We start from the raw sequence: 19,680 nt of genomic DNA, 5'->3' as shown, positions 1-19,680 counted from the left end.
CACCTGGCCGAACAGGTCGATCAGGCCCGCCGGTTCGCCGAAGCCCTGGCCCGCGACGCGGCCCAGGCAGCCAAAGACAAGGCCGGGGAGGGACCCCGGCCGGGGCGGGGGGTTACACAACCACCGGGTTTCGACCGGCAGAGCCATCGGCCGGCTCAGCCAGCACCGCGGCTCAGCGCGTGGTTACGGTTCCGCCGAGAGAGGCGACCGCCCGCAGCAGTCGGGGACCCTCGGCGACCCAGGCCACGAGCATCACGACCAGGGAGGCGGCGAAGATCCAGAATCCGGTCCAGCCGTCGTCGCTCTGCGCCGCGTACATGTGGTTCAGGTTGCGCAGGGCACCGGTGGCGAACACCAGCGTGACGTGGATCACGATGAATGCAAGGAAAAAGACCATCACGCCCACGTGCACGGCCCTGGTCGGGCGCAGCGGAAACAGTTCTCCAAGCCGGCGCGACGTGCAGAGCGGTGACAGACGGATGCCCGAGGCCAAGGCGAGCGGCGCGGCCACGAACACGATGCTGAAGTAGCTCAGAGTTTGTAGCGCGTTGTAGTTCACCCAGCCGTCGGTGACCGGCCAGTCCAGCGAGGCGTACTGGAGGGCGGCCGAGAGCGCATTCGGAATGATGTCCCAGCTGACCGGCACGATGCGCACCCACTGACCGGTGACGAACAGCAGCACGTAGAAGACGATCCCGTTGAGTACCCAAAGGGCATCCACCGCGAGGTGCAGCCAGAGGTTGATGCCCAACCGGCGGGGGGCACGTCGGGTTCGAAAAAGGCCGGTGTTGCGCCGGGTCCAGAACATGCTCGGGCGCCCGGCCGTGCGGATCTGCCAACCCGAACGCACGATGAAGAGCAGGAAGAAAACATTCAGGCCGTGCTGCCACGCCAGCCACGCGGGGAAGCCGACGGGGGCCCACGACGGCAACGGCGAGGCCCCCGGGAAGTCGACCAGGAACTCCTGCGCCATCGGCAGGGAACGGATGCCCCGGGCGGCGAGCACGACGGCGACCAGCAGGATGATCGCCAGCGGGATTGCCCAGACCAGATTGAACCAGGGGTTCCGGGCATGCGGCATGGTGAGGCTTTCTAGTCAGACGAATCAAAGAGGATGTCGGCACATGCTCAGCGGGGCTCTGCCATCATCGGCCATTCTGCGACAGCGGTGCGCTTGGTGCACAAAGCAACGACATCTGGTACCGACGAGAACAGCCGCCTCCAAGCATCCGGTCAGTGGTTGTTCCCCGGTCGGTACGGTTCAGTCGAACCAGAGGGCCAGTTCGCGGTCGGCCGACTCGGGCGAGTCGGAGCCGTGCACGAGGTTCTGCTGCTCCTTGGTGCCCCAGTCTCGGCCGAAGTCGCCGCGAATGGTGCCGGGAGCCGCGGTGGTCGGGTCGGTTGTGCCGGCCAGGGAGCGGAAGCCCTCGATCACGCGTTCGCCGGCGATGCGCAGCACGAGGATCGGACCGCTTTCCATGAACTCCACGAGAGGTTCGAAGAACGGCTTGCCCTGGTGCTCGGCGTAATGCTCGGCCAACAGGGACCTGTCGGCCTGCACGAGCTTCGCGTCGACGAGGGAGTACCCCTTCTGCTCAATGCGACGCAGGATCTCGCCGGAGAGGTTGCGGGCAACGCCATCCGGTTTGACCAATACGAGCGTTTCCTGGACCTGGGTGCTCATGAGTTCTCCTTCTCGTTGTTCTCGTTGTTGGGAAAGTTCTGGTTCTGGTTGTCGATCCGGGAGCCGGCGATCATGCAGTACGTCCACATGGCGGCGAACATGCCGCCGACGAAGAACATGGCCGGATTGAGGAAGCCGGCGGCCACCATGATCAGCTGGAGGATCCAGCCGACCACGTAGGCCCACTCGTAACGGAGCAGCGCGAGCACGGCGACCATGGCCAGCCCCAGCACGGCTCCCCCGCCGAGGGCGAGCCACGGCGGCAACGCCTGCAGACCGAAGATCACCAGGGCGGCGAGGGCAACCACGATGACCTCGAAGCCGAGCACGATCGTCGCGAGCGTGCGCTTCACCGAGCGGGGAGCGGACGTCATTTCGCCAGCCATTCCCGTGCGTCGGCCAGAATGATGGCTTCGCCGACAAGGGTGATCGACCCGGTCACGATCACAGCCCGCTTGGGCGACTCGAGGGCCCAGTCCCTGGCTGAGTCGAGGGCCTGCGCGAGGTCGTCGAACCGGACGGTTGTCTCCTCGCTGCCGAGGTCGGCGATCAGATCGGCGAGGTCGTCGACGCCGATCGCGCGCTCGGACTGCGACTGTGTGACGTGGAACCGCACCACCTTGGACTGCAGCGCGGTGATGATGCCGGTCGCATCCTTGTCGGTGAGGATGCCCACCACGGCCACAATCTCGTCGAAGTCGAAGTAGTCGGCCAGTGCAGTGCTGAGGGCGGCCGCTCCGTGCGGATTGTGCGCGGCATCCACCAGGACGGTCGGTGCGATTCCGATCAGTTGCAGGCGTCCGGGCGAGGTGACCTGCGCGAGGCCCTCCTCGACCAGGTCATGCGAGAGCGCCGTGGTGCCGGCCCCGAGGAAGGACTCGACGGCGGCGATCGCGACGGCCGCATTCTGCGCCTGGTGCGTGCCGTACAGCGGCAGGAACAGGTCCGAGTAGGTGCCGGCGAGGCCGCGCACCGAGATGAGCTGCCCGCCCACGGCTACCTGGTTTTTGAGCAGGACGAAATCCTCGCCCTCACTGGCCAGGGTCGATTCGGTCAGCTCGGCGGCCCGCTCGAGTTCGGCCTGCGCCGCCTCGCCCTGCCGGGCGGAGACCACGGCGGCGGACGGCTTGATGATGCCGGCTTTGGTGCGGGCGATCTCGGCGATCGTGTTGCCGAGGCGGAGCGTGTGGTCGAGGGCGATGGGCGTGAACACGGCCACCTGCCCGTCGGCGACGTTGGTGGAATCCCACTCGCCGCCCATGCCGACCTCGATCACGGCGACGTCGACGGGGGCGTCGGCGAAGCAGGCGAAGGCCAGCACGGTGAGCGCCTCGAAGAAGGTGAGCACGTCGTCGCCTGCCGCCTCGAGCTCCGCGTCGACCATGGCCAGGAAGGGTTCGATGTCGGCCCAGTTCGCGGCCAGGGCCTCATCGGTGATGAACTCCCCGTCGATCACGATGCGCTCGTTGAGCCGCACCAGGTGCGGGCTCGTCATCAGTCCGGTGCGCAGCCCGTAGGCGCGCACGATGCTCTCGGTGATGCGGCTCGTGCTGGTCTTGCCGTTGGTGCCGGTGATATGGATCACCGGGTAGACGGTCTGAGGGTCACCCAGCAGTTCGAGCGCCCGCCGGGTCGGGGCCAGACGCGGCTTCGGCGCACCCTCGCCCACGCGGGCGAGGAGGGCGGCGAAGACGGCGTCCCCGGCCTCACGGCCGGCGTCGGAGGACTGGCGCGGCCTCTTCGATCCGGGCTTCTTCGATCCGGGCTTCTTCGATCCGGGCTTCTTGGGTTCAGACATGGACGAGTCCGTTCTCTCGGGCGACGGCGACCAGGACGGTCCCCCGGTTGGCATAGTGACCAGCCTCGTAAAGCACGTAGTGCTCGACGGGGAAGCCGACCAGGCTCTGCAGCCATTCGGACGGCAGACCGTGCGCCAGGCTGTCATCGGACACCTCGGTGGCCACATGGGTGGCGAACCGGAGGGTCAGGGTCTCCGCAGCGACGTCGACGCCGGCCGCAAGGGCGAAGGTCGCGGCGTCCTCGGCGGAGTAGAAGACGAGGTCGAGACGGATGCGGTCGCTCACTTCGAATCCGGCCGACTTGCGGGTGTCCTGCACGGCGCGGATCAGGTCGCGGGCGAAGCCCTCCGCCTCGAGTTCCGGGGTGGTCTGCGTCTCCAGCAGCACGAAACCGCCGCCCGCCAGGAGCGCCAGAGCCGGGGCATCCGCCGCCGTGTCGTCAGCGACGGCGGAACCGTCGGCCGGACCGGTCTGCAGCACGAGTTCGTACTCCCCCGCGGCGAGCGGGGTACCGCCGGCGGTGACTACGCCGTCGGTTTCGCTCCAGTCGCCGGCGCGGGCGGCCTTGATGACCTGCTGCACCTGCTTGCCGAGTCGCGGGCCGGCTGCCCGGGCGTTCACGGTGAGCCGGGAGGTGATGCCGTAGGCGCTCGCGCTGTCGTCGGCCAGTTCGACCAAACGCACGCTCTTCACATTCAGCTCGTCGCGCAGGATGCCCTCGAACGGGGCCAGGGCCGCCGTGTCGGTGGTGACCACGGTCAGAGTGGCCAGCGGCAGACGCACGCGCAGCCCGGACTGCTTGCGCAGTGACAGCACGGTGGAGCTGATGGTGCGCACCTGGTCCATCGCGGTGACGAGAACGGCATCGGCCGGGAACAATTCGGCGTCGGGCCAGTCGGTCAGGTGCACGCTGCGACCGCCGGTGAGGCCCTGCCAGATACGCTCGGTGACGAGCGGGAGCATCGGGGCGGCCACCCGCGTCACCGTTTCGAGCACGGTGTAGAGCGTGTCGAAAGCCTCGTTTGCGGTGGATGAGACCGTCGAGACCGAGACAGAGGCCCCGGCGCCGGCCCAGAACCGGTCGCGCGAGCGGCGAACGTACCAGTTGGTGAGCACGTCGGCGAAGTCCCGGATTCGAGCGGTCGCCTGGGTGCTGTCGAGGTTCTCGAGGTCGGCAGTGACCTCCACGATCAGATCGCGGGTCTTGGCCAGCAGGTAGCGGTCGAGCACGTCGGTCGAGTCGGTGCGCCAGGTGGCGTCGTAGCCGTTCTCGCCGGACGCGTTGGCGTAGAGGGAGAAGAAGTACCAGGTGCTCCAGAGCGGGAGCATAACCTGGCGGGTACCCTCGCGGATGCCCTCCTCGGTGACGATCAGGTTGCCACCGCGCAGCACGGAGGAGCTCATCAGGAACCAGCGCATGGCATCCGAGCCGTCCCGGTCGAACACCTCGTTCACGTCGGGATAGTTGCGCAGCGACTTGGACATCTTCTGGCCGTCGTTGCCGAGCACGATGCCGTGGCTGACCACGTTCTTGAAGGCCGGACGGTCGAACAGGGCGGTGGAGAGCGTGTGCAGCATGTAGAACCAGCCGCGGGTCTGGCCGATGTACTCCACGATGAAGTCGGCCGGGTTGTGGCTGTCGAACCAGTCGGCGTTCTCGAACGGGTAGTGCACCTGCGCGAACGGCATCGAGCCGGAGTCGAACCAGACGTCGAGCACATCCGTGATGCGCCGCATGGTGGACCGCCCGGTGGGGTCGTCGGGGTTGGGTCGGGTGAGCGCGTCGATATAGGGGCGGTGAAGGTCGGTGGGGCGCACGCCGAAGTCCGCCTCGAGCTCGTCGAGCGAGCCGTAGACGTCGACGCGCGGATAGTCGGGGTTGTCGCTCTTCCAGACCGGGATGGGCGAACCCCAGTACCGGTTGCGGCTGATCGACCAGTCGCGGGCGTTGCCGATCCACTTGCCGAACTGGCCGTCCTTGACGTTCTCCGGCACCCAATTGATGTCCTGGTTCAGGTCCACCAGACGCTCGCGGAAGTCCGTGACGCGCACGAACCAGCTCGACACGGCCTTGTAGATCAGCGGGTTGCGGCAGCGCCAGCAGTGCGGGTAGGAGTGCTCGTAGCTGGCCTGGCGCAGCAGGCGCCCCTCATTCTTGATCAGCTGGGTGAGCGGCTTGTTCGCGTCGCTCCAGAGCTGGCCGGCGACCTCGGGCACGTCGGAGAGGAACTTGCCGCCCGCGTCGAGGGAGATGATCACCGGGATGCCGGCGGCCACGGAGATCTTCTGGTCCTCCTCGCCGTAGGCGGGCGCCTGGTGCACGATGCCGGTTCCGTCGGCGGTGGTGACGTAGTCGGCCACGACAACGGTCCAGGCGTTCTCGGTGCCCCAGACCGCGGTGTCGGCGTAGTAGTCGAAGAGGCGGTCGTAGCTGACGCCCTCCAGGGCGCTGCCGAGAACCGTGCGGGAGATCGCCGCGGTCGCCTCTGCCGCCGAGTCGTAGCCGAGGTCCTTGGCGTAGTTGCCGACCAGGTCGATCGCGATCAGGTATTCGGCGCCGAAAACCTCGGTGGTTGCGACGCATGCCGCGGCATCCGCCCCGGAAACGGCCTCCCGCAGCACGGTGGCGTCCGGGGTGCCGTTCGGCCCGGCCGGCACGACGGCATAGACGATCTCCGGGCCCACGGCGAGCGCCAGGTTCGTCGGGAGGGTCCAGGGGGTGGTCGTCCAGGCCAGGGCGCGCACGGCGGTCAGCCCGAGGGCTTCGGCCTTGGCGCCGACCAGCGGGAAGGTGACCGTGACGGTCTGGTCCTGGCGCATCTTGTAGACGTCGTCGTCCATGCGCAGTTCGTGGTTGGACAGCGGTGTCTGGTCGCGCCAACAGTACGGCAGCACCCGGTAGCCCTCGTAGGCCAGGCCCTTGTCGTGCAGGCGCTTGAAGGCCCAGATCACGGACTCCATGAAGGTGATGTCGAGCGTCTTGTAGTCGTTCTCGAAGTCGACCCAGCGCGCCTGGCGGGTGACGTACTCCTCCCAAACCTTGGTGTACTTGAGCACGGAGCTGCGGGCGACGGCGTTGAAGGCCCCGATGCCCATCTTCTCGATCTCGCTCTTGTCGGTGATGCCGAGCTCGCGTTCGGCTTCGAGCTCGGCCGGCAAGCCGTGCGTGTCCCAGCCGAACCGGCGGTGCACCTGCTTGCCGCGCATGGTCTGGAAGCGCGGGAAGAGGTCCTTCGCGTACCCGGTCAGCAGGTGGCCGTAGTGCGGCAGCCCGTTGGCGAACGGCGGGCCGTCATAGAAGACCCACTCGGGGGCATCCGCACGGTTGTCGATCGACGCCTGGAAGGTGCCGTCGGCTTTCCAGAACGCGAGCACCTCGGTTTCGATCTGGGGAAAGTTCGGTGAGGGCACGATGCCGCCGGGATGGGCGGGAGAAGCGGACTGCTGGCCTTTGGGGTACGTCATGTCTCTCCTGGACGAGTCGGGCAGGTTGTGTCATTCACAGATCTGCCCCTGTTCCACGAGGACGCCGACTCCGAACGGGATTCGCCGCGGTACCACCTCGCTTGTCTCCCGGAGCCGAGGCTTCGGAAAACCGCTTGTTCTGAGGCTGTGACGGGCCCGACCCGTTCGGTTCTACTGAGAACCACCGCGAGGGTGGTTGCCGTTCTTCCGAAGACTCACCGGTGATAGCCGGATCACAGTCCTACTTGAAAAGTCTACCCTGCGCCTACCCCCGGGTGTACAGCGCGCGGTGCCCGCACACGTCTGCTCAGCGAACAGCTCTCCTGTGTTCTACGATGGTCCTCAATCATTTTATTTGTGGACCCCGTCCAACACGTGCCCGAGGCCCCTAATCTTGCGGGTCCAGCAGGTGCACACTCGGCCCATCGGGCGCCGCGGAAAGAGACCCATAATGCACACTTCGGGGTACACCCATCGCACAGCGCGCACCCTGACCGGGCTGGTCGGCCTCGCCGCCACCGGCATCCTGCTCACCGGCTGCGCCACCGCTGAGTCCCCCGAAGCCACCCGGCCTCTCACCGGCGGCACGTTGACCTACGCATCCGGCGACGCCGAGCCCACCTGCCTGGACCCGCACGTGGGCGGCAACTATCCGCAGGCCCTGGTCAGCACGCAGTACCTTGAGTCGCTTGTATCCCGCAACGCGGACGGTGAGATCATCCCCTGGCTGGCAGATTCGTGGACCGAGAGCGCCGACGGGCTGGCCTGGGACTTCACGCTCGCCGCCGGCGTGAGTTTCACCGACGGCACCCCGCTCGACGCCGCCGCCGTGCAGGCGAATATCGCGCACATCCAAGACCCGGAAACGGCCTCGTCGACCGGCTACCTCGCTCTGGGGAAGGTCACCGGCACCGACGCGGTCTCCACCAACGTTGTGCGCCTTACGCTCAGCGAACCCGACAGCGCCCTGCTCGAATCCCTGTCACAGCCGTGGCTGGCGATCGAATCGCCCACCGCGCTGGCCCGGAGCCAGGACGAGAACTGCGCCTCCCCGGTCGGCACCGGCCCCTTCCAGGTCGAGAAGTGGGTACAGCAGGAATCGATCACCCTGGTGCGGAACGAGAAGTACAACTCCCCGCCCGCGGATGCCGCGCACACCGGGCCTGCCTACCTCGACTCCATCGTCTGGCGCTTCATCCCCGACTCCGCGTCCCGCTACGCGGCTCTGCAGTCCGGCGACGCCGACGTGATCGACAACGCCCAGCCCGACACCATCGTGCAGGCCGAGAAGAGCGACACCATCGTGCACCTCGACGCCCCTCGCCCGGGTGCCTCGAACCGAATCGAACTGAACTCCGGCCGCGCGCCCTTCAACGACCCGCTCGTGCGGGAGGCGTTCATCCGCTCGGCGAATGTCGACGACGCCGTCACCAGCCTCTTCCGGGGCACGGCCGAGCGCTCCTACTCCGCCCTCTCCAGCGTCGAACCCCTCGCCGTGTCGGGCCCGGACCTGTTCGCGTACGACCCCGAGGCCGCCTCGGACCTCCTCGATTCCGCCGGCTGGACCGAGCGTGATTCCAACGGTTACCGGGTGAAAGACGGCGAGCGCCTCACGGTCGACTTCCCGGTGAGTACGAACCAGTCCATTCCGGCGGAGCAGTCCCTGTTCGAGCAGATCCAGGCCACCGCGAAGAAGACCGGCTTCGAGGTTCTGCTCAGCCCGATGGACCTCTCCAGTTGGTACACCGCGCTGGGCGAGAACGACTACGACGCCGTCAGCGCGCCGTACACGAAGGTCGGACCCGACGTTCTGCGCATCCTCTTCCACTCCGACGGGATCACCCCGGCACCCAGCGGCTACTTCGCCAACCACGCCCAGGTGAACGACCCGGCCATCGACGCCCTACTCACCCAGGCCGGCCAGGTGACGGATGCCGATGAACGCGCCGCCCTCTACGCCGACGCGCAGAGCCAGGTGCTCGCGGGCTTCTACATCCTGCCGCTCTTCGACCAGCAGAACCACTACCTGCTCGGCACCGATGTGGTGGGCGCGCGGGCGCTGCCGACCGTGTCGACGCCCACGTTCTACGATGCGTGGCTGAAGTAGCGCGGGCAGCCCGGGTCGTCCTGGCCCGCCTGGGAGGGGCGGTGCTGGTGCTCTGGATGGTGGCCACGCTCACCTTTTTCGCCATCCGTCTGATTCCCGGAGACCCGGCCGAGGCCATCCTGGGTGGCCCCGGCTCGCAGACCTCCCCGGAGGCGCTCGCCGCGGTGCGGGCGGAATACGGGCTCGACCAGCCCGTGCTCGTGCAGTACCTGGCACAGTTGGCTCGCCTGGCCACCGGGGATCTTGGCCGCTCCTACTCACTGGACCAGGACGTCGCCCCGCTCCTGGTCGGCCAGCTCGGCGGCACCCTGCTGCTGGCCGTGCTCGCCCTCGCTGTGGCCTGGCTGCTCGCCCTCGGGCTGGCCACCTGGTCGACCCGCGGCGGGCGCGTCGCCTGGTACCTGGGCTCCGGTCTGGAGATCGTGGCTGCCGCGCTCCCTCACTTCTGGCTCGCGACGGCGCTGATCGTGTTGTTCAGCGTCTGGCTGGGCTGGCTGCCGCCGATCAGTACCTCCGGGGTTTCCGGGCTGGTGCTGCCGGTGCTCACCCTCGCCGTGCCGCTGGCCGGGTTCCTTGGCCAGATCATGCGGGAGTCCCTGCTCACCGCGCTGGAATCCCCATTCGTGCTCTCCGCCCGCGCCCGGGGCGAGAGCGAACGCGGGGTGCGCTGGGTGCACGTGATCCGGCACGCGTCACTGCCGGCGATCAGCCTCTCCGGCTGGGCATTCGGCTCCCTGATCAGCGGGGCAGTGGTGGTCGAGACCATCTTCGCCCGGCCGGGCCTCGGCCGCACGCTTCTGAACGCGGTGACCGTGCGCGACGTGCCGGTCGTGGTTGGTGCTGTGCTGATCGTGGCCGTCGGGTACATCCTGATGACCCTGTTCACCGATTTGGCCCAGCGCATCGCCGACCCGAGGCTGCGGGCACGATGAGCGACCTCGAGATCCAGGCCGGGCTGGGCCGGTCGCCGCGCACCGGCGCGCCCCAGTCGCCGCGCGCGCCCCGCATTCGCCGGTTCGGCGTGGCCGAGGTCCTGGCGGGCCTGTTCGCGCTGTTCCTGGTCACGGCGGCATTGTTCCCCGCGCTCGTAGCGCCCGGCGACCCGCTCGGGATCGACCCGCTGTCCGCGTTTCAGACCCCCTCACCCGCGCACTGGTTCGGCACCGACGAGTCCGGCCGGGACATCTATACCCGGGTCAGCCACGGCACCGGCAGCTCCCTGCTGATCGGCACCCTCGCCACCGTGATCGGCCTCGGCCTGGGCCTCGTGCTCGGCACCCTGGCCGGTATGCTCGGCCCGGTCGTGGACTTCACCGTGAACCGGTTCCTCGAGGTGCTGTTCGCGTTCCCCGGCCTGCTGCTGGCCCTGCTCTTCATCCTGATCTTCGGGCCGGGCGTTGCCACGGCGACCATCGCCGTGGGCCTGGCGACCGCTCCCGGCTACGCCCGCATCATCCGCGGCCAGCTCTTGTCGGTGCGGTCATCGGCCTTCGTCGAGGCGGCGACCGTGCTCGGGCGCAGCCCCGTCCAGATCCTGATGCGCCACATCCTGCCGAACACGCTCGCGCCGCTGTTCGTGCTCGGCACCCTCGGCATCGGTCAGGCCATCGTCTGGGCGTCGGCGCTGAGCTACCTCGGCCTGGGCTCGGCGCCGCCCGCCGCGGAGTGGGGCGCGATGCTCTCCGCCGGGCGCACCTACATCGGCTCGGCCTGGTGGATGAGCTTCTTCCCCGGGCTGTTCATCGTGCTGACGGCGGTGTCGGCCACGGCGCTCGGTCGCGGCATCGAGCGACGGGTGAGGCGCGCGTGAGTGACGAGAGCGGCGTGGGCGCTTCGGTGGGCGCGCCAGGCGAGGGTGACGGCGGGGTTGCCCCGGCCGTGCGGGTGCAGAACCTCGTCGTGGGCTTCGGACCGCAAAATGATACCGACCCGGTGCTGAACGGCGTCTCGTTCGAGGTGGCCCCCGGGGAATGCCTGGCCCTGGTGGGAGAGTCAGGCTCGGGCAAGAGCGTCACCGCGCGCAGCCTGCTCGGCCTGGCCGGCGACAACGCCTGGGTGCGCGCCGACGAGCTGAGCCTCGCAGGCTCCGACGTGCGCGGACTCTCCGAGCAGAGCTGGCGCCGGCGGCGCGGCCGCGACGTGGGCCTGGTGCTGCAGGATGCCCTGGTGTCGCTGGACCCGCTGCGCCCGGTGGGCCGGGAGATCGCCGACTCGCTGCGGCTGCACACCCGCCTCGGTGCAGCGGCGCGCCACGCCCGGGTGCTCGAGGTGCTGGCCCGGGTGGGCCTGTCCGACGCCGGCAACTCTGTGCGGAAGCGCGCGGGCGAACTCTCCGGCGGCCAGCGCCAGCGCGCCCTGATCGCGGCCGCGATCGCCCTGGACCCGCCACTGCTGATCGCCGACGAGCCCACGACGGCGCTCGACGTCACGGTGCAGGCACAAATCCTGGAGCTGCTGACGGGTCTGAAACTCGCCGGCACCGGCATCCTGCTGATCAGCCACGACCTGGCCGTCGTCGGCCGCATCGCCGACCGGATCGCTGTGCTGAGCGAGGGACGGATCGTGGAACAGGGACCGGCGCACGCGATTCTGACCCGGCCGGAGCATCCGGTCACCCGGCAGATGCTCGCCGCGATCCCGGTCGACAAGCCGCGCGGGCTGCGCCTCAGCCCGCGGGCCGCGGCCCCGGTGTCGCCCGCCGCCGCGCCCTTTCTCGCTCTCTCAGATCGTGCCGACCCTGTCGCTCCCCGCAACACGGTGCTGGAGGCCACCGGCCTGGTCAAGCGCTTCACCCGGCCCGACGGCACCGAGCAGCTCGCGGTCGACGGGGTCTCGTTCCGGCTCGAACGCGGCACGACGCTCGGCATCGTCGGCGAGTCCGGCTCCGGTAAAACCACGACGGCCCGCCTCGCGCTGGCGCTGACCCGGCCGGACGCCGGCGAGGTGCGGGTGCTCGGGCAGCCGTTCAGCGCCGCCTCGGAGAAGGAACGGCGGCTCCTGCGGCCCCGGCTTGGTGCGGTCTATCAGGATGCGCTCAGCTCCTTCGACCCGCGGCTGAGCGTCGAGCAGGTGCTCCGGGACGCGGTCGGCGGCGGGCGCACCGGGCGCGGCGCGGCATCCGCCTCGGCTACCACTGCTGCCACTGCCGCCACTGCGGCCACTGCCTCGGCTGCCGACCGGCTGCGCGTGCTGGCGCTGCTCGACGCGGTGGGTCTGCCGCAGGGGCTGCTTGGCCGGCGGCCGCTGTCCCTCTCCGGCGGGCAGCGGCAGCGGGTGAGCATCGCCCGGGCGCTGGCGTCGGGGCCGCAGATCCTGATCTGCGACGAGCCCGTGTCGTCCCTCGACGTGACCGTGCAGGCCCAGGTGCTCGACCTCCTCGACGAGCTGCAGCGGAACCTGGGCCTCAGCCTGCTGTTCATCTCCCACGACCTCGGGGTGATCCAGCACGTCAGCGACCAGGTCGCCGTAATGCTGGACGGCCGTATCGTCGAAACCGGCGCAACGGCCCGGGTCTTCGCCGCGCCGGAGCATCCGTACACGCAGACCCTGCTCGGCGCGGTCCCCCGGATCGGGTTTTGACCCTCGAGCAACTCCGTACCGAACGAATTCGACGGAGATTTTGCCCGAAACGCCTTGTTTAAAACCCGAGAACCGGCTCCCAGAGCAAAATCTCCGTCGAATTGGTTAGACCACCGCCTGATACGGGGGCTCACCCTTTTAGTTGACGTGCAGCACCACCGGCGGCTCTACCTCGCCGCGCCATGCCTCGATGCCCTCCTTGATCGCGAACCCGGCGATCACGAGGGCGGCGAGCGAGTCCGCCCAGGCCCAGCCGAGGAGCGCGTTGGCCGCCAACCCGAGCAGCATCGACCCGGACAGCCACGCGCAGAGCAGCAGCTGCCGGGCGTCGGCGATCACGCTGGCACTGCCGAGCTCCGCGCCGGTCCGGCGCTCCACGCCTGCCACCCCGGGCATGATCACGAGGCTGAGGCACGCGATGACGATGCCCAGCGGGCTGGGCGCCGCCTCGACAACCCCGGCGAAGCTCAGGCCGGCGGCCAGGATCACGTACCCGGCGAGGGTGAAGAACGCGATCGCGATGGCGCGGAGGGCCGGTTTCTGCCAGCGCTCAGGATCGCGACGGGAGAACTGCCACGCGATGACCGCGGCGGAGAGCACCTCGATGACGGAGTCCAGGCCGAAGGCGATCAGGGCGGTCGAGGATGCCGCGGCGCCCGCCACGATCGAGGCGACGGCCTCGAGCACGTTGTAGCCGATCGTGAAACCCACGATCCAGCGCACCGTGCGGCGCAGCACCGTGCGACGGGCCTCGGACAGTGTTCCCGGGTCATCCATGGCACCCCTTCCCGCTCCAATCCTGCCACTCACGGCGAGGCCCGGCCGGGCGCTGCAGGCGCTCCGGCAGCCTGGTGACGGCCGGAGTCGGCGGACGACGGGGCATCCGGTAAGTTGGATAAGGCCCAATACTCAGGCACTTCACCAACGACACGGTGCCGCACAGATCGAATCGGAGAAACATGACCGCCGCCAACGTTCCGGAAAAACCGGCCCTTGAAGGCCTCGAAACCAAGTGGGGCGGCTCGTGGGAAGAGGCCGGCACCTACCGTTTCGACCGTGACTCGGCCACGCGGGAGCGTATCTTCTCCATCGATACCCCGCCGCCGACCGCTTCCGGCTCCCTGCACATCGGCCACGTCTTCTCTTACACCCACACGGATGTCATCGCCCGCTTCCAGCGGATGCGCGGCAAGAGCGTCTTCTACCCGATGGGCTGGGACGACAACGGCCTGCCCACCGAGCGGCGCGTGCAAAACTACTACGGCGTGCGCTGCGATCCGTCGCTGCCCTACGCCACCGAGTTCACCGCCCCGTTCGAGGGCGGAGACGGCAAAAGCACCAAAGCCGCCGACCAGCTGCCGATCAGCCGCCGCAACTTCATCGAGCTGTGCGAGCGCCTCACCATCGAGGACGAGAAGCAGTTCGAGGCCGTTTGGCGCATGCTGGGCCTGAGCGTCGACTGGGCCCAGACCTACCGCACGATCGGCAATGACTCCCTGGTCACCTCCCAGTCCGCCTTCATCGGTAACGTCGAGCGCGGTGAGGCCTACCAGGCCATGGCCCCCACCCTCTGGGACGTCACCTTCCGCACCGCGGTCGCCCAGGCCGAGCTCGAAGACAAGGAGATGCCGGCGTTCTACCACCGGGTCGCCTTCGCCAAGCCCGATGGCGGCGCCATCGAGATCGAGACCACCCGCCCGGAACTGCTGCCGGCCTGTGTCGCGCTCGTGGCGCATCCGGACGATGAGCGCTACCAGGCGCTGTTCGGCACGACCGTGCGCACCCCCCTCTTCGACGTGGAAGTGCCGATCCTGGCCCACCACCTCGCGCAGAAGGACAAGGGCAGTGGCATCGCCATGATCTGCACGTTCGGCGACGTCACCGATGTGATCTGGTGGCGTGAACTCGACCTTCCGAACCGCGCCATCATGGGCTTTGACGGCCGCATCATCGCCGAGGCGCCCGAGGCGATCACAAGCGAGGCCGGACAGGCCGCGTACGCGCAGCTGGCCGGCAAGACCGTCTTCTCCGCCAAGGCAGCCGTGGTCGACTTGCTCCGCATCGGCGGCGACCTGATCGGCGAGCCCCGCGCGATCGTGCACCCGGTCAAGTTCTTCGAGAAGGGCGACAAACCGCTCGAGATCGTGTCGACCCGTCAGTGGTATATCCGCAACGGCGCTCGGGACGAGGAGCTGCGCGCCCGCCTGTTCACGCACGGTACCGACCTGCAGTGGCACCCGGAGTTCATGCGTGTGCGCTACGAGAACTGGGTCAACGGCCTCACCGGCGACTGGCTCGTCTCCCGCCAGCGCTTCTTCGGCGTTCCGCTGCCGATCTGGTACCCGCTGGATGCCGACGCGAACCCGCTCTTCGACCAGCCCATCGTCGCCACCCGCGAGACGCTCCCGGTCGACCCGTCCTCCGACACCGCCCCGGGCTTTGCCGCCGAGCAGCGCGGCCAGGCGAACGGCTTCGTCGGCGAGGTCGACGTGATGGACACCTGGGCGACCTCCTCCCTGACCCCGCAGCTGGCGGGCGGCTGGGAGCGCGACCCCGCACTGTTCGATCTCGTCTACCCGTACTCGCTGCGCCCGCAGGGCCAGGACATCATCCGCACCTGGCTGTTCTCCACCCTGCTGCGCTCCGAGCTGGAACACGGCGTCTCGCCGTGGCAGCACGCAGCCCTGTCCGGCTTCATCGTCGACCCCGACCGTAAGAAGATGTCCAAGTCCAAGGGCAATGTGGTCACCCCGGCAGACATGCTCGAGCAGCACGGTTCGGATGCCGTGCGCTACTGGGCCGCGTCGTCGCGCCTCGGCACCGACGCGGCCTTCGACCCCAAGAACCCGACCCAGATCAAAATCGGCCGTCGCCTGGCGATCAAGATCCTGAACGCGTCAAAGTTCATCCTTGCCTTCGACGGCGCCGCCGACGCCCCCGTGACCGAGCCGCTCGACCAGAGCATGCTCGCTCGGCTCAGCGTCGTCGTCGGCCACGCCACCGCCGCGATCGAGGGCTACGACCACGCACGTGCGCTGGAACTCACCGAGAGCTTCTTCTGGACGTTCTGCGACGACTACCTCGAACTGGTCAAAGAGCGCGCGTACGGCGAAGCGGGAGCCGGCCAGGCTTCGGCCGTCGCCGCCCTGCGCACCGCCCTGGCCACCCAGCTGCGCCTCTTCGCCCCGTTCGTGCCGTTCGCGACCGAGGAAGCCTGGTCCTGGTCCAACGAGGGGTCCATCCACCGTACCCCCTGGCCCGTTCAGACCGAGCTCGGCGGAGGGCAGGGCGGCAACGTGGCCCTGCTGGACCTGTGCAGCCGGGCGCTGACCGGCATCCGCCGCGCGAAAACGGATGCCAAGGCATCCCAGAAATCCGCCGTTGTTTCTGCTGTAATTAGCGGTACGGCTGCAGAGATTGCCCTGCTCAGGCAGGCTGCAGCCGATCTGAGGGCCGTTGGCCGCATCTCGGAGTTGGTTTTTATTGAGGGCAGCGAATTGGCTGTCACTGACATCGTGCTCGCCACGGTGCTGGAGAACTAGGAGAACCGAATGTCAATCAAGGTACGCGCGCTCGGCGACAAGGACTTCTTCTCATGGCTGGGACTCTTCGAGGGCTACAGCGAGTTCTACAAGAGCGAACTGACTGATCAGAAAGCGCTCCAGGTCTGGAGCTGGATCATCGACAAGAACGAGTCTCTCGCCGGTGCCGTGGCTGTCGACGAGGACGGCGAGTTCGTCGGCTTCGCCCATTACCGCGAGGTCCCGAGCACCCTGACCGCCACTCGCGGACTGTTCCTGGACGACCTGTTCGTGTCGCCGGACTCCCGCAGCACGGGCGTCGGCCGGGCCCTGATCGAGTTCGCCAAGGAGTGCGCCGCGGCGGACCGTCTCACGACCGTGCAGTGGCTGACCGCCGCCGACAACGAGACCGCGCAGCGCCTGTACGACGATGTGGCCACCCGCACGGACTGGGTCACCTACGAGATCGAGCTGTAAGTGAAGATGGGAACCCGCTGGCCTCTGGGTCACCCGGCGCCGGCCGGGCTGCCTCATGTGGTGGAAATCGCCATCCGTGCGGTCGAAGAGGACCTCACCGCGCTGGCGGAGGACTCCAGCGCCTGGCGCTGGACACTGACCTGGCTCGAGGGCAACCCCGTGCTCGAGCTCGACGACGGCACGATCATCCGCTATGACCCGGGCGAGGACAGTGCCACGATCACGCAGCCGTCGATCGTGCTCGACGACGAAGACGACTGGATCTAACCTCTGCTGACCGGCATTCCGGTACTCCGCGGGGCCGCTCCGCACCCCGTGGTCGTGCGTCAGCGTGAGAGTCGTTCGACGCCTGCTGCCTCCGATGACAGGGACTGCTCCCAGCGGAACAGGGCGGCTACCCCCAGGCCGCCGGCGATGCTGACCGCCGCGAGGGCGGCGTCCCCCGGCGTTGCCGCGGCGCGACACTGCTGCAGCAGCCTCAGTACCAGCAGGGCTCCGCTGGCGCCGAACGGATGCCCGAGGGCCAGCGCTCCGCCCTCGCGGTTGGCGTGCTCCTCCGCAACGCCGAGCAGATCGAGGGATGCGAGCACCTGCGCCGCGAACGCCTCGTTGAACTCGATCCGAGCCAGGTCGGCCCCGGTCAGGCCCTGCCGGAGCAGCACGAGGCGCGCGGCCTCGGCGCCGGCGATGCCGAGGAAGTTCGGGTCCGTGCCGGTGACCGCGGCGTCGACGAAGGATAACCAGCCGGTCAGTCCGAGTTCGCGTGCCCGCCGGCGGCTGGTGACCAGGACCACGACGGCGCCATCGGCATCCGCGCAGGAGTTGCCGGCGGTGACCGTTCCTCCCGGCCGGAAGACCGGCGCGAACCGGGCCAGCAGGGCCTCAGTCAGACCCGGGCGGGGACCCTCGTCGACGAAAACCGGGCCGGTCTCTGTCGGCAGCGGCACGATCTCGGGGGCTGGCACGGCGGCAGCCGTGGCGGCCAGCCGGTGACTGCGGAGGGCGAAGGCATCCTGCCGCTGCCGGGAGATGCCGTAGCGGTCGGCCACGTTCTCGGCGGCGACGCCCATGTCGGGGTCGCCGATCGAATCGGGGGCGAAACGCACGCGATCGAAGAAGTCCGGCTGCCCGGCGCTCGAGGTGAGCCGGTGCGCACGCAGCGGGGCCGTGCTGCAACTCTCGACTCCCCCGGCAAGGTAGAGGTCGCCGGCGCCGGCGGCAACCAACCGGCAGGCCAGCACGATGGCCTCAAGGCCGGAGCCGCACTGCCGGTCGATCGTGAGGCCAGGGACGGAATCCGGCAGACCGGCCGTCAGCGCGGCGAGGCGGGCAACATTGCCGCCGCCGCCCGCCGCGTTGCCGATGATGACGTCGTCGATGGCAGCCGGGGACACCCCGCCGCCGGACACCACGGCGTTCAGCACGGGGGCCAGCAGGTCTTCGGCACGGGTGTGCGCGAACACCCCGTTGCGGCGGCCGAAGGCGGTGCGGCGGGCAAGAACGATCACGGGTTCCCGGGCATCGTCGGTTGGCGGGCCGGCGTGCGAATCGACGGTGTCGGCGCTGGGAGCAGCGGAGCCGTCGGCACCGACCGCGTCCGGCCGGATTGGGTCAGCGGAGCGGGCGCACACGACGGTCACCTTCCTCGATCCAGCGGCGCAGCATCACCCGGCTGAGTTTACCGGCCGAGGTGAGCGGCAGTTCCGCCAGGGCGTAGTAGGCGCGGGGCCGGTGGGGCGCGGCGAGCAGAGCCGCGACGTATGACCGGATGCGCGCGGCATCCGTCTCGGAGCCCGCGATCACGGCGGCCACCACGCGGGTCCCGCGAACGGGGTCCGGCAGACCGGTGACGACGGCCGCCTCCACGCCGGGAAGGCCGCGCAAAGCCGCTTCGACCTGCTGCGGGTAGACGTTGTGCCCGGACGTGACGATGAGGTCGGCGCGGCGGCCGAGGTGGTGCAGCACGGCCGCCGGGTCGAGGAAGCCGATGTCGCCGACCGTGCACCAGTCGACCTCGCGGCGGAACGCCTCGCCGTCGTCGCCCCAGGCGTACCCGCCGCCCACCAGAAGGCTGCGCACGAAGATGGTGCCCGGGGTGCCGGTCGGCAGGGCGCGTCCCGCGTCGTCCTGGATGCGCACCTCCACGCCGGGCAGAGCCCGCCCGACGGCGGTCGCCGAGATCGGCGACACCTCGCCGGGACGCAGCACGGATGCCGTCACGAAGCTCAGTTCGGCCGCCCCGTAGTACTCGAACACGCTGGCGTCCGGCGCCCAGAGGCGCAGCATCGACAGGGTTCCCGGGTCGAGTTTGGCCCCCGCACTCACGATGCCGGTGAGCCCCCTGCCGGTGGGGGGCCTGCCGTCCGTGCCGACGGACAGCGCGTGCGCGGCGATCACACGCAGCACGGTCGGCGCCGCCACGATCCGGGTGATCTGCTCGACAGTGACACAGGCGACAGCGGCGGCGGCGGAGAAGCGGTGCAGAGCGAAGAAGGCGGAGCCGGTGTGCAGCGATTCGGCGAAAGCGTAGAGGCTGAGGCTGGCAGAGAGCGGGCCGGGCGCCAGTGTGCGGTCGTGCCGAGTCAGGCCGAAGAACTCGGTGCCCAGCGCGAACGAGCGCTGCCAGGAGGCTCGGCTGCGCGTGAATGCCTTGGGTACGGAGGTCGTGCCGGAGGTGAACCCGTAGAGGAAGTCCCTGTCGGGTGGACCGTCGCGCAGCTCCGTGCCGAGCAGGGGCGCGCCGGCGGCGACCCGTCCGTCCAACCCTGCGGTCCTCGCCAGGCGGCTCTCGACCACCCTGCGCTGCGCCTCCGGCCAGTCAGGGTTGAGAATCGCAGAGCAGCGGCCTTCGGCGACGCCCGCGGCGAAGGCAACGGCGAACGCGGTGCCGTGGGGCAGGCAGACGCTGGAGATCCGGGGCGTCGCGGGCAGGATCGCCGCCGCCGCATCGCGGAGCTCGGCGAAGCTGATTCGGTCGGCGCCGACCGCGACGGCGGTGGCGTCGGGCTGAACCTGGGCCCAGTGTTGGAGTCGGTCGAGGAACGGCAC

Annotated in this window: 15 protein-coding genes; 7 read left to right on the top strand and 8 right to left on the bottom strand. The window is 69.1% G+C overall.

From position 1 onward, the window contains the following. Positions 1–172 precede the first annotated feature (172 nt). The 5 genes from CXY79_RS15365 to ileS all read right to left on the bottom strand — a co-directional run bounded on the left by CXY79_RS15365 (position 173) and on the right by ileS (position 6,948). Positions 173–1,081, bottom strand: coding sequence for a cytochrome b/b6 domain-containing protein (locus tag CXY79_RS15365; RefSeq protein ID WP_104103402.1), 909 nt, complete (start codon positions 1,079–1,081; stop codon positions 173–175). A gap of 180 nt (positions 1,082–1,261) precedes the next feature. Further along, complete coding sequence (gene ndk, locus CXY79_RS15360; protein WP_104103399.1) at positions 1,262–1,684, bottom strand: nucleoside-diphosphate kinase; 423 nt, start codon at positions 1,682–1,684, stop codon at positions 1,262–1,264. Beyond that, a complete protein-coding gene (locus CXY79_RS15355; protein WP_158250313.1) occupies positions 1,681–2,058 on the bottom strand; it encodes a DUF4233 domain-containing protein in 378 nt (125 codons plus the stop codon). The genes ndk and CXY79_RS15355 overlap by 4 nt, the downstream gene beginning before the upstream one ends. Further along, complete coding sequence (locus CXY79_RS15350) at positions 2,055–3,482, bottom strand: folylpolyglutamate synthase/dihydrofolate synthase family protein (protein WP_104103394.1); 1,428 nt, start codon at positions 3,480–3,482, stop codon at positions 2,055–2,057. The genes CXY79_RS15355 and CXY79_RS15350 overlap by 4 nt, the downstream gene beginning before the upstream one ends. After that, the gene (ileS, locus tag CXY79_RS15345) at positions 3,475–6,948 is read right to left on the bottom strand and encodes an isoleucine--tRNA ligase (protein ID WP_104103389.1); all 3,474 of its coding nucleotides are present in this window, start codon (positions 6,946–6,948) and stop codon (positions 3,475–3,477) included. Before ileS ends, CXY79_RS15350 begins: the two co-directional genes overlap by 8 nt. Positions 6,949–7,399: 451 nt before the next feature. Here ileS and CXY79_RS15340 point away from each other — a divergent pair, with 451 nt between their 5' ends. The 4 genes from CXY79_RS15340 to CXY79_RS15325 are packed head-to-tail and all read left to right on the top strand — an operon-like array spanning position 7,400 to position 12,634. Then, complete coding sequence (locus CXY79_RS15340; RefSeq protein WP_104103386.1) at positions 7,400–9,055, top strand: ABC transporter substrate-binding protein; 1,656 nt, start codon at positions 7,400–7,402, stop codon at positions 9,053–9,055. Beyond that, positions 9,043–9,987: an ABC transporter permease gene (locus tag CXY79_RS15335; RefSeq protein ID WP_255409047.1), complete on the top strand. Its 945-nt coding sequence runs from the start codon at positions 9,043–9,045 to the stop codon at positions 9,985–9,987. The genes CXY79_RS15340 and CXY79_RS15335 overlap by 13 nt, the downstream gene beginning before the upstream one ends. Next, a complete protein-coding gene (locus CXY79_RS15330) occupies positions 9,984–10,865 on the top strand; it encodes an ABC transporter permease (RefSeq protein ID WP_104103383.1) in 882 nt (293 codons plus the stop codon). The genes CXY79_RS15335 and CXY79_RS15330 overlap by 4 nt, the downstream gene beginning before the upstream one ends. Beyond that, complete coding sequence (locus tag CXY79_RS15325) at positions 10,862–12,634, top strand: ABC transporter ATP-binding protein (RefSeq protein WP_233191543.1); 1,773 nt, start codon at positions 10,862–10,864, stop codon at positions 12,632–12,634. Before CXY79_RS15330 ends, CXY79_RS15325 begins: the two co-directional genes overlap by 4 nt. 138 nt (positions 12,635–12,772) lie before the next feature. On the opposite strand, the gene CXY79_RS15320 is transcribed toward CXY79_RS15325, so the two are convergent. After that, on the bottom strand, positions 12,773–13,411 hold the full coding sequence (locus tag CXY79_RS15320) for a cation transporter (protein ID WP_104103381.1): 639 nt from the start codon (positions 13,409–13,411) through the stop codon (positions 12,773–12,775). 182 nt (positions 13,412–13,593) lie between these two features. Here CXY79_RS15320 and valS point away from each other — a divergent pair, with 182 nt between their 5' ends. Genes valS through CXY79_RS15305 form a run of 3 tightly spaced genes read left to right on the top strand, consistent with a single transcriptional unit; the run spans position 13,594 to position 16,899 of the window. After that, positions 13,594–16,176: a valine--tRNA ligase gene (valS, locus tag CXY79_RS15315; protein WP_104103378.1), complete on the top strand. Its 2,583-nt coding sequence runs from the start codon at positions 13,594–13,596 to the stop codon at positions 16,174–16,176. Between the two features lie 9 nt (positions 16,177–16,185). Then, positions 16,186–16,632, top strand: a complete 447-nt coding sequence (locus CXY79_RS15310; RefSeq protein ID WP_104103375.1) for a GNAT family N-acetyltransferase — start codon at positions 16,186–16,188, stop codon at positions 16,630–16,632. Positions 16,633–16,638: 6 nt separating this feature from the next. Beyond that, positions 16,639–16,899 (top strand): hypothetical protein, encoded by a 261-nt coding sequence (locus CXY79_RS15305; protein ID WP_233191554.1) that lies wholly within the window; start codon positions 16,639–16,641, stop codon positions 16,897–16,899. Between the two features lie 59 nt (positions 16,900–16,958). Here the strand turns inward: CXY79_RS15305 and CXY79_RS15300 are convergent, their stop codons facing one another. Continuing rightward, entirely contained in the window at positions 16,959–18,263 is a 1,305-nt protein-coding gene (locus CXY79_RS15300; RefSeq protein ID WP_369828001.1) for a thiolase family protein, read from the bottom strand. Further along, entirely contained in the window at positions 18,244–19,680 is a 1,437-nt protein-coding gene (locus tag CXY79_RS15295) for a class I adenylate-forming enzyme family protein (protein ID WP_104103370.1), read from the bottom strand. The genes CXY79_RS15300 and CXY79_RS15295 overlap by 20 nt, the downstream gene beginning before the upstream one ends.

It is taken from the genome of Cryobacterium sp. M96 (genome assembly GCF_002929845.1).
Classification (GTDB): domain Bacteria; phylum Actinomycetota; class Actinomycetes; order Actinomycetales; family Microbacteriaceae; genus Cryobacterium; species Cryobacterium sandaracinum.
The sequence above is the reverse complement of the archived record's forward strand: the minus strand, read 5'-3'. Positions and strand labels throughout refer to the sequence as shown.

Excerpts from the sequence above, each read along its gene's own strand:
- CXY79_RS15365 (WP_104103402.1), bottom strand. The coding sequence starts at position 1,081 with ATGCCGCATGCCCGGAACCCCTGGTTCAATCTGGTCTGGGCAATCCCG.
- ndk (WP_104103399.1), bottom strand. The coding sequence starts at position 1,684 with ATGAGCACCCAGGTCCAGGAAACGCTCGTATTGGTCAAACCGGATGGC.
- CXY79_RS15355 (WP_158250313.1), bottom strand. The coding sequence starts at position 2,058 with ATGACGTCCGCTCCCCGCTCGGTGAAGCGCACGCTCGCGACGATCGTG.
- CXY79_RS15350 (WP_104103394.1), bottom strand. The coding sequence starts at position 3,482 with ATGTCTGAACCCAAGAAGCCCGGATCGAAGAAGCCCGGATCGAAGAAG.
- ileS (WP_104103389.1), bottom strand. The coding sequence starts at position 6,948 with ATGACGTACCCCAAAGGCCAGCAGTCCGCTTCTCCCGCCCATCCCGGC.
- CXY79_RS15340 (WP_104103386.1), top strand. The coding sequence starts at position 7,400 with ATGCACACTTCGGGGTACACCCATCGCACAGCGCGCACCCTGACCGGG.
- CXY79_RS15330 (WP_104103383.1), top strand. The coding sequence starts at position 9,984 with ATGAGCGACCTCGAGATCCAGGCCGGGCTGGGCCGGTCGCCGCGCACC.
- CXY79_RS15320 (WP_104103381.1), bottom strand. The coding sequence starts at position 13,411 with ATGGATGACCCGGGAACACTGTCCGAGGCCCGTCGCACGGTGCTGCGC.
- valS (WP_104103378.1), top strand. The coding sequence starts at position 13,594 with ATGACCGCCGCCAACGTTCCGGAAAAACCGGCCCTTGAAGGCCTCGAA.
- CXY79_RS15310 (WP_104103375.1), top strand. The coding sequence starts at position 16,186 with ATGTCAATCAAGGTACGCGCGCTCGGCGACAAGGACTTCTTCTCATGG.
- CXY79_RS15305 (WP_233191554.1), top strand. The coding sequence starts at position 16,639 with ATGGGAACCCGCTGGCCTCTGGGTCACCCGGCGCCGGCCGGGCTGCCT.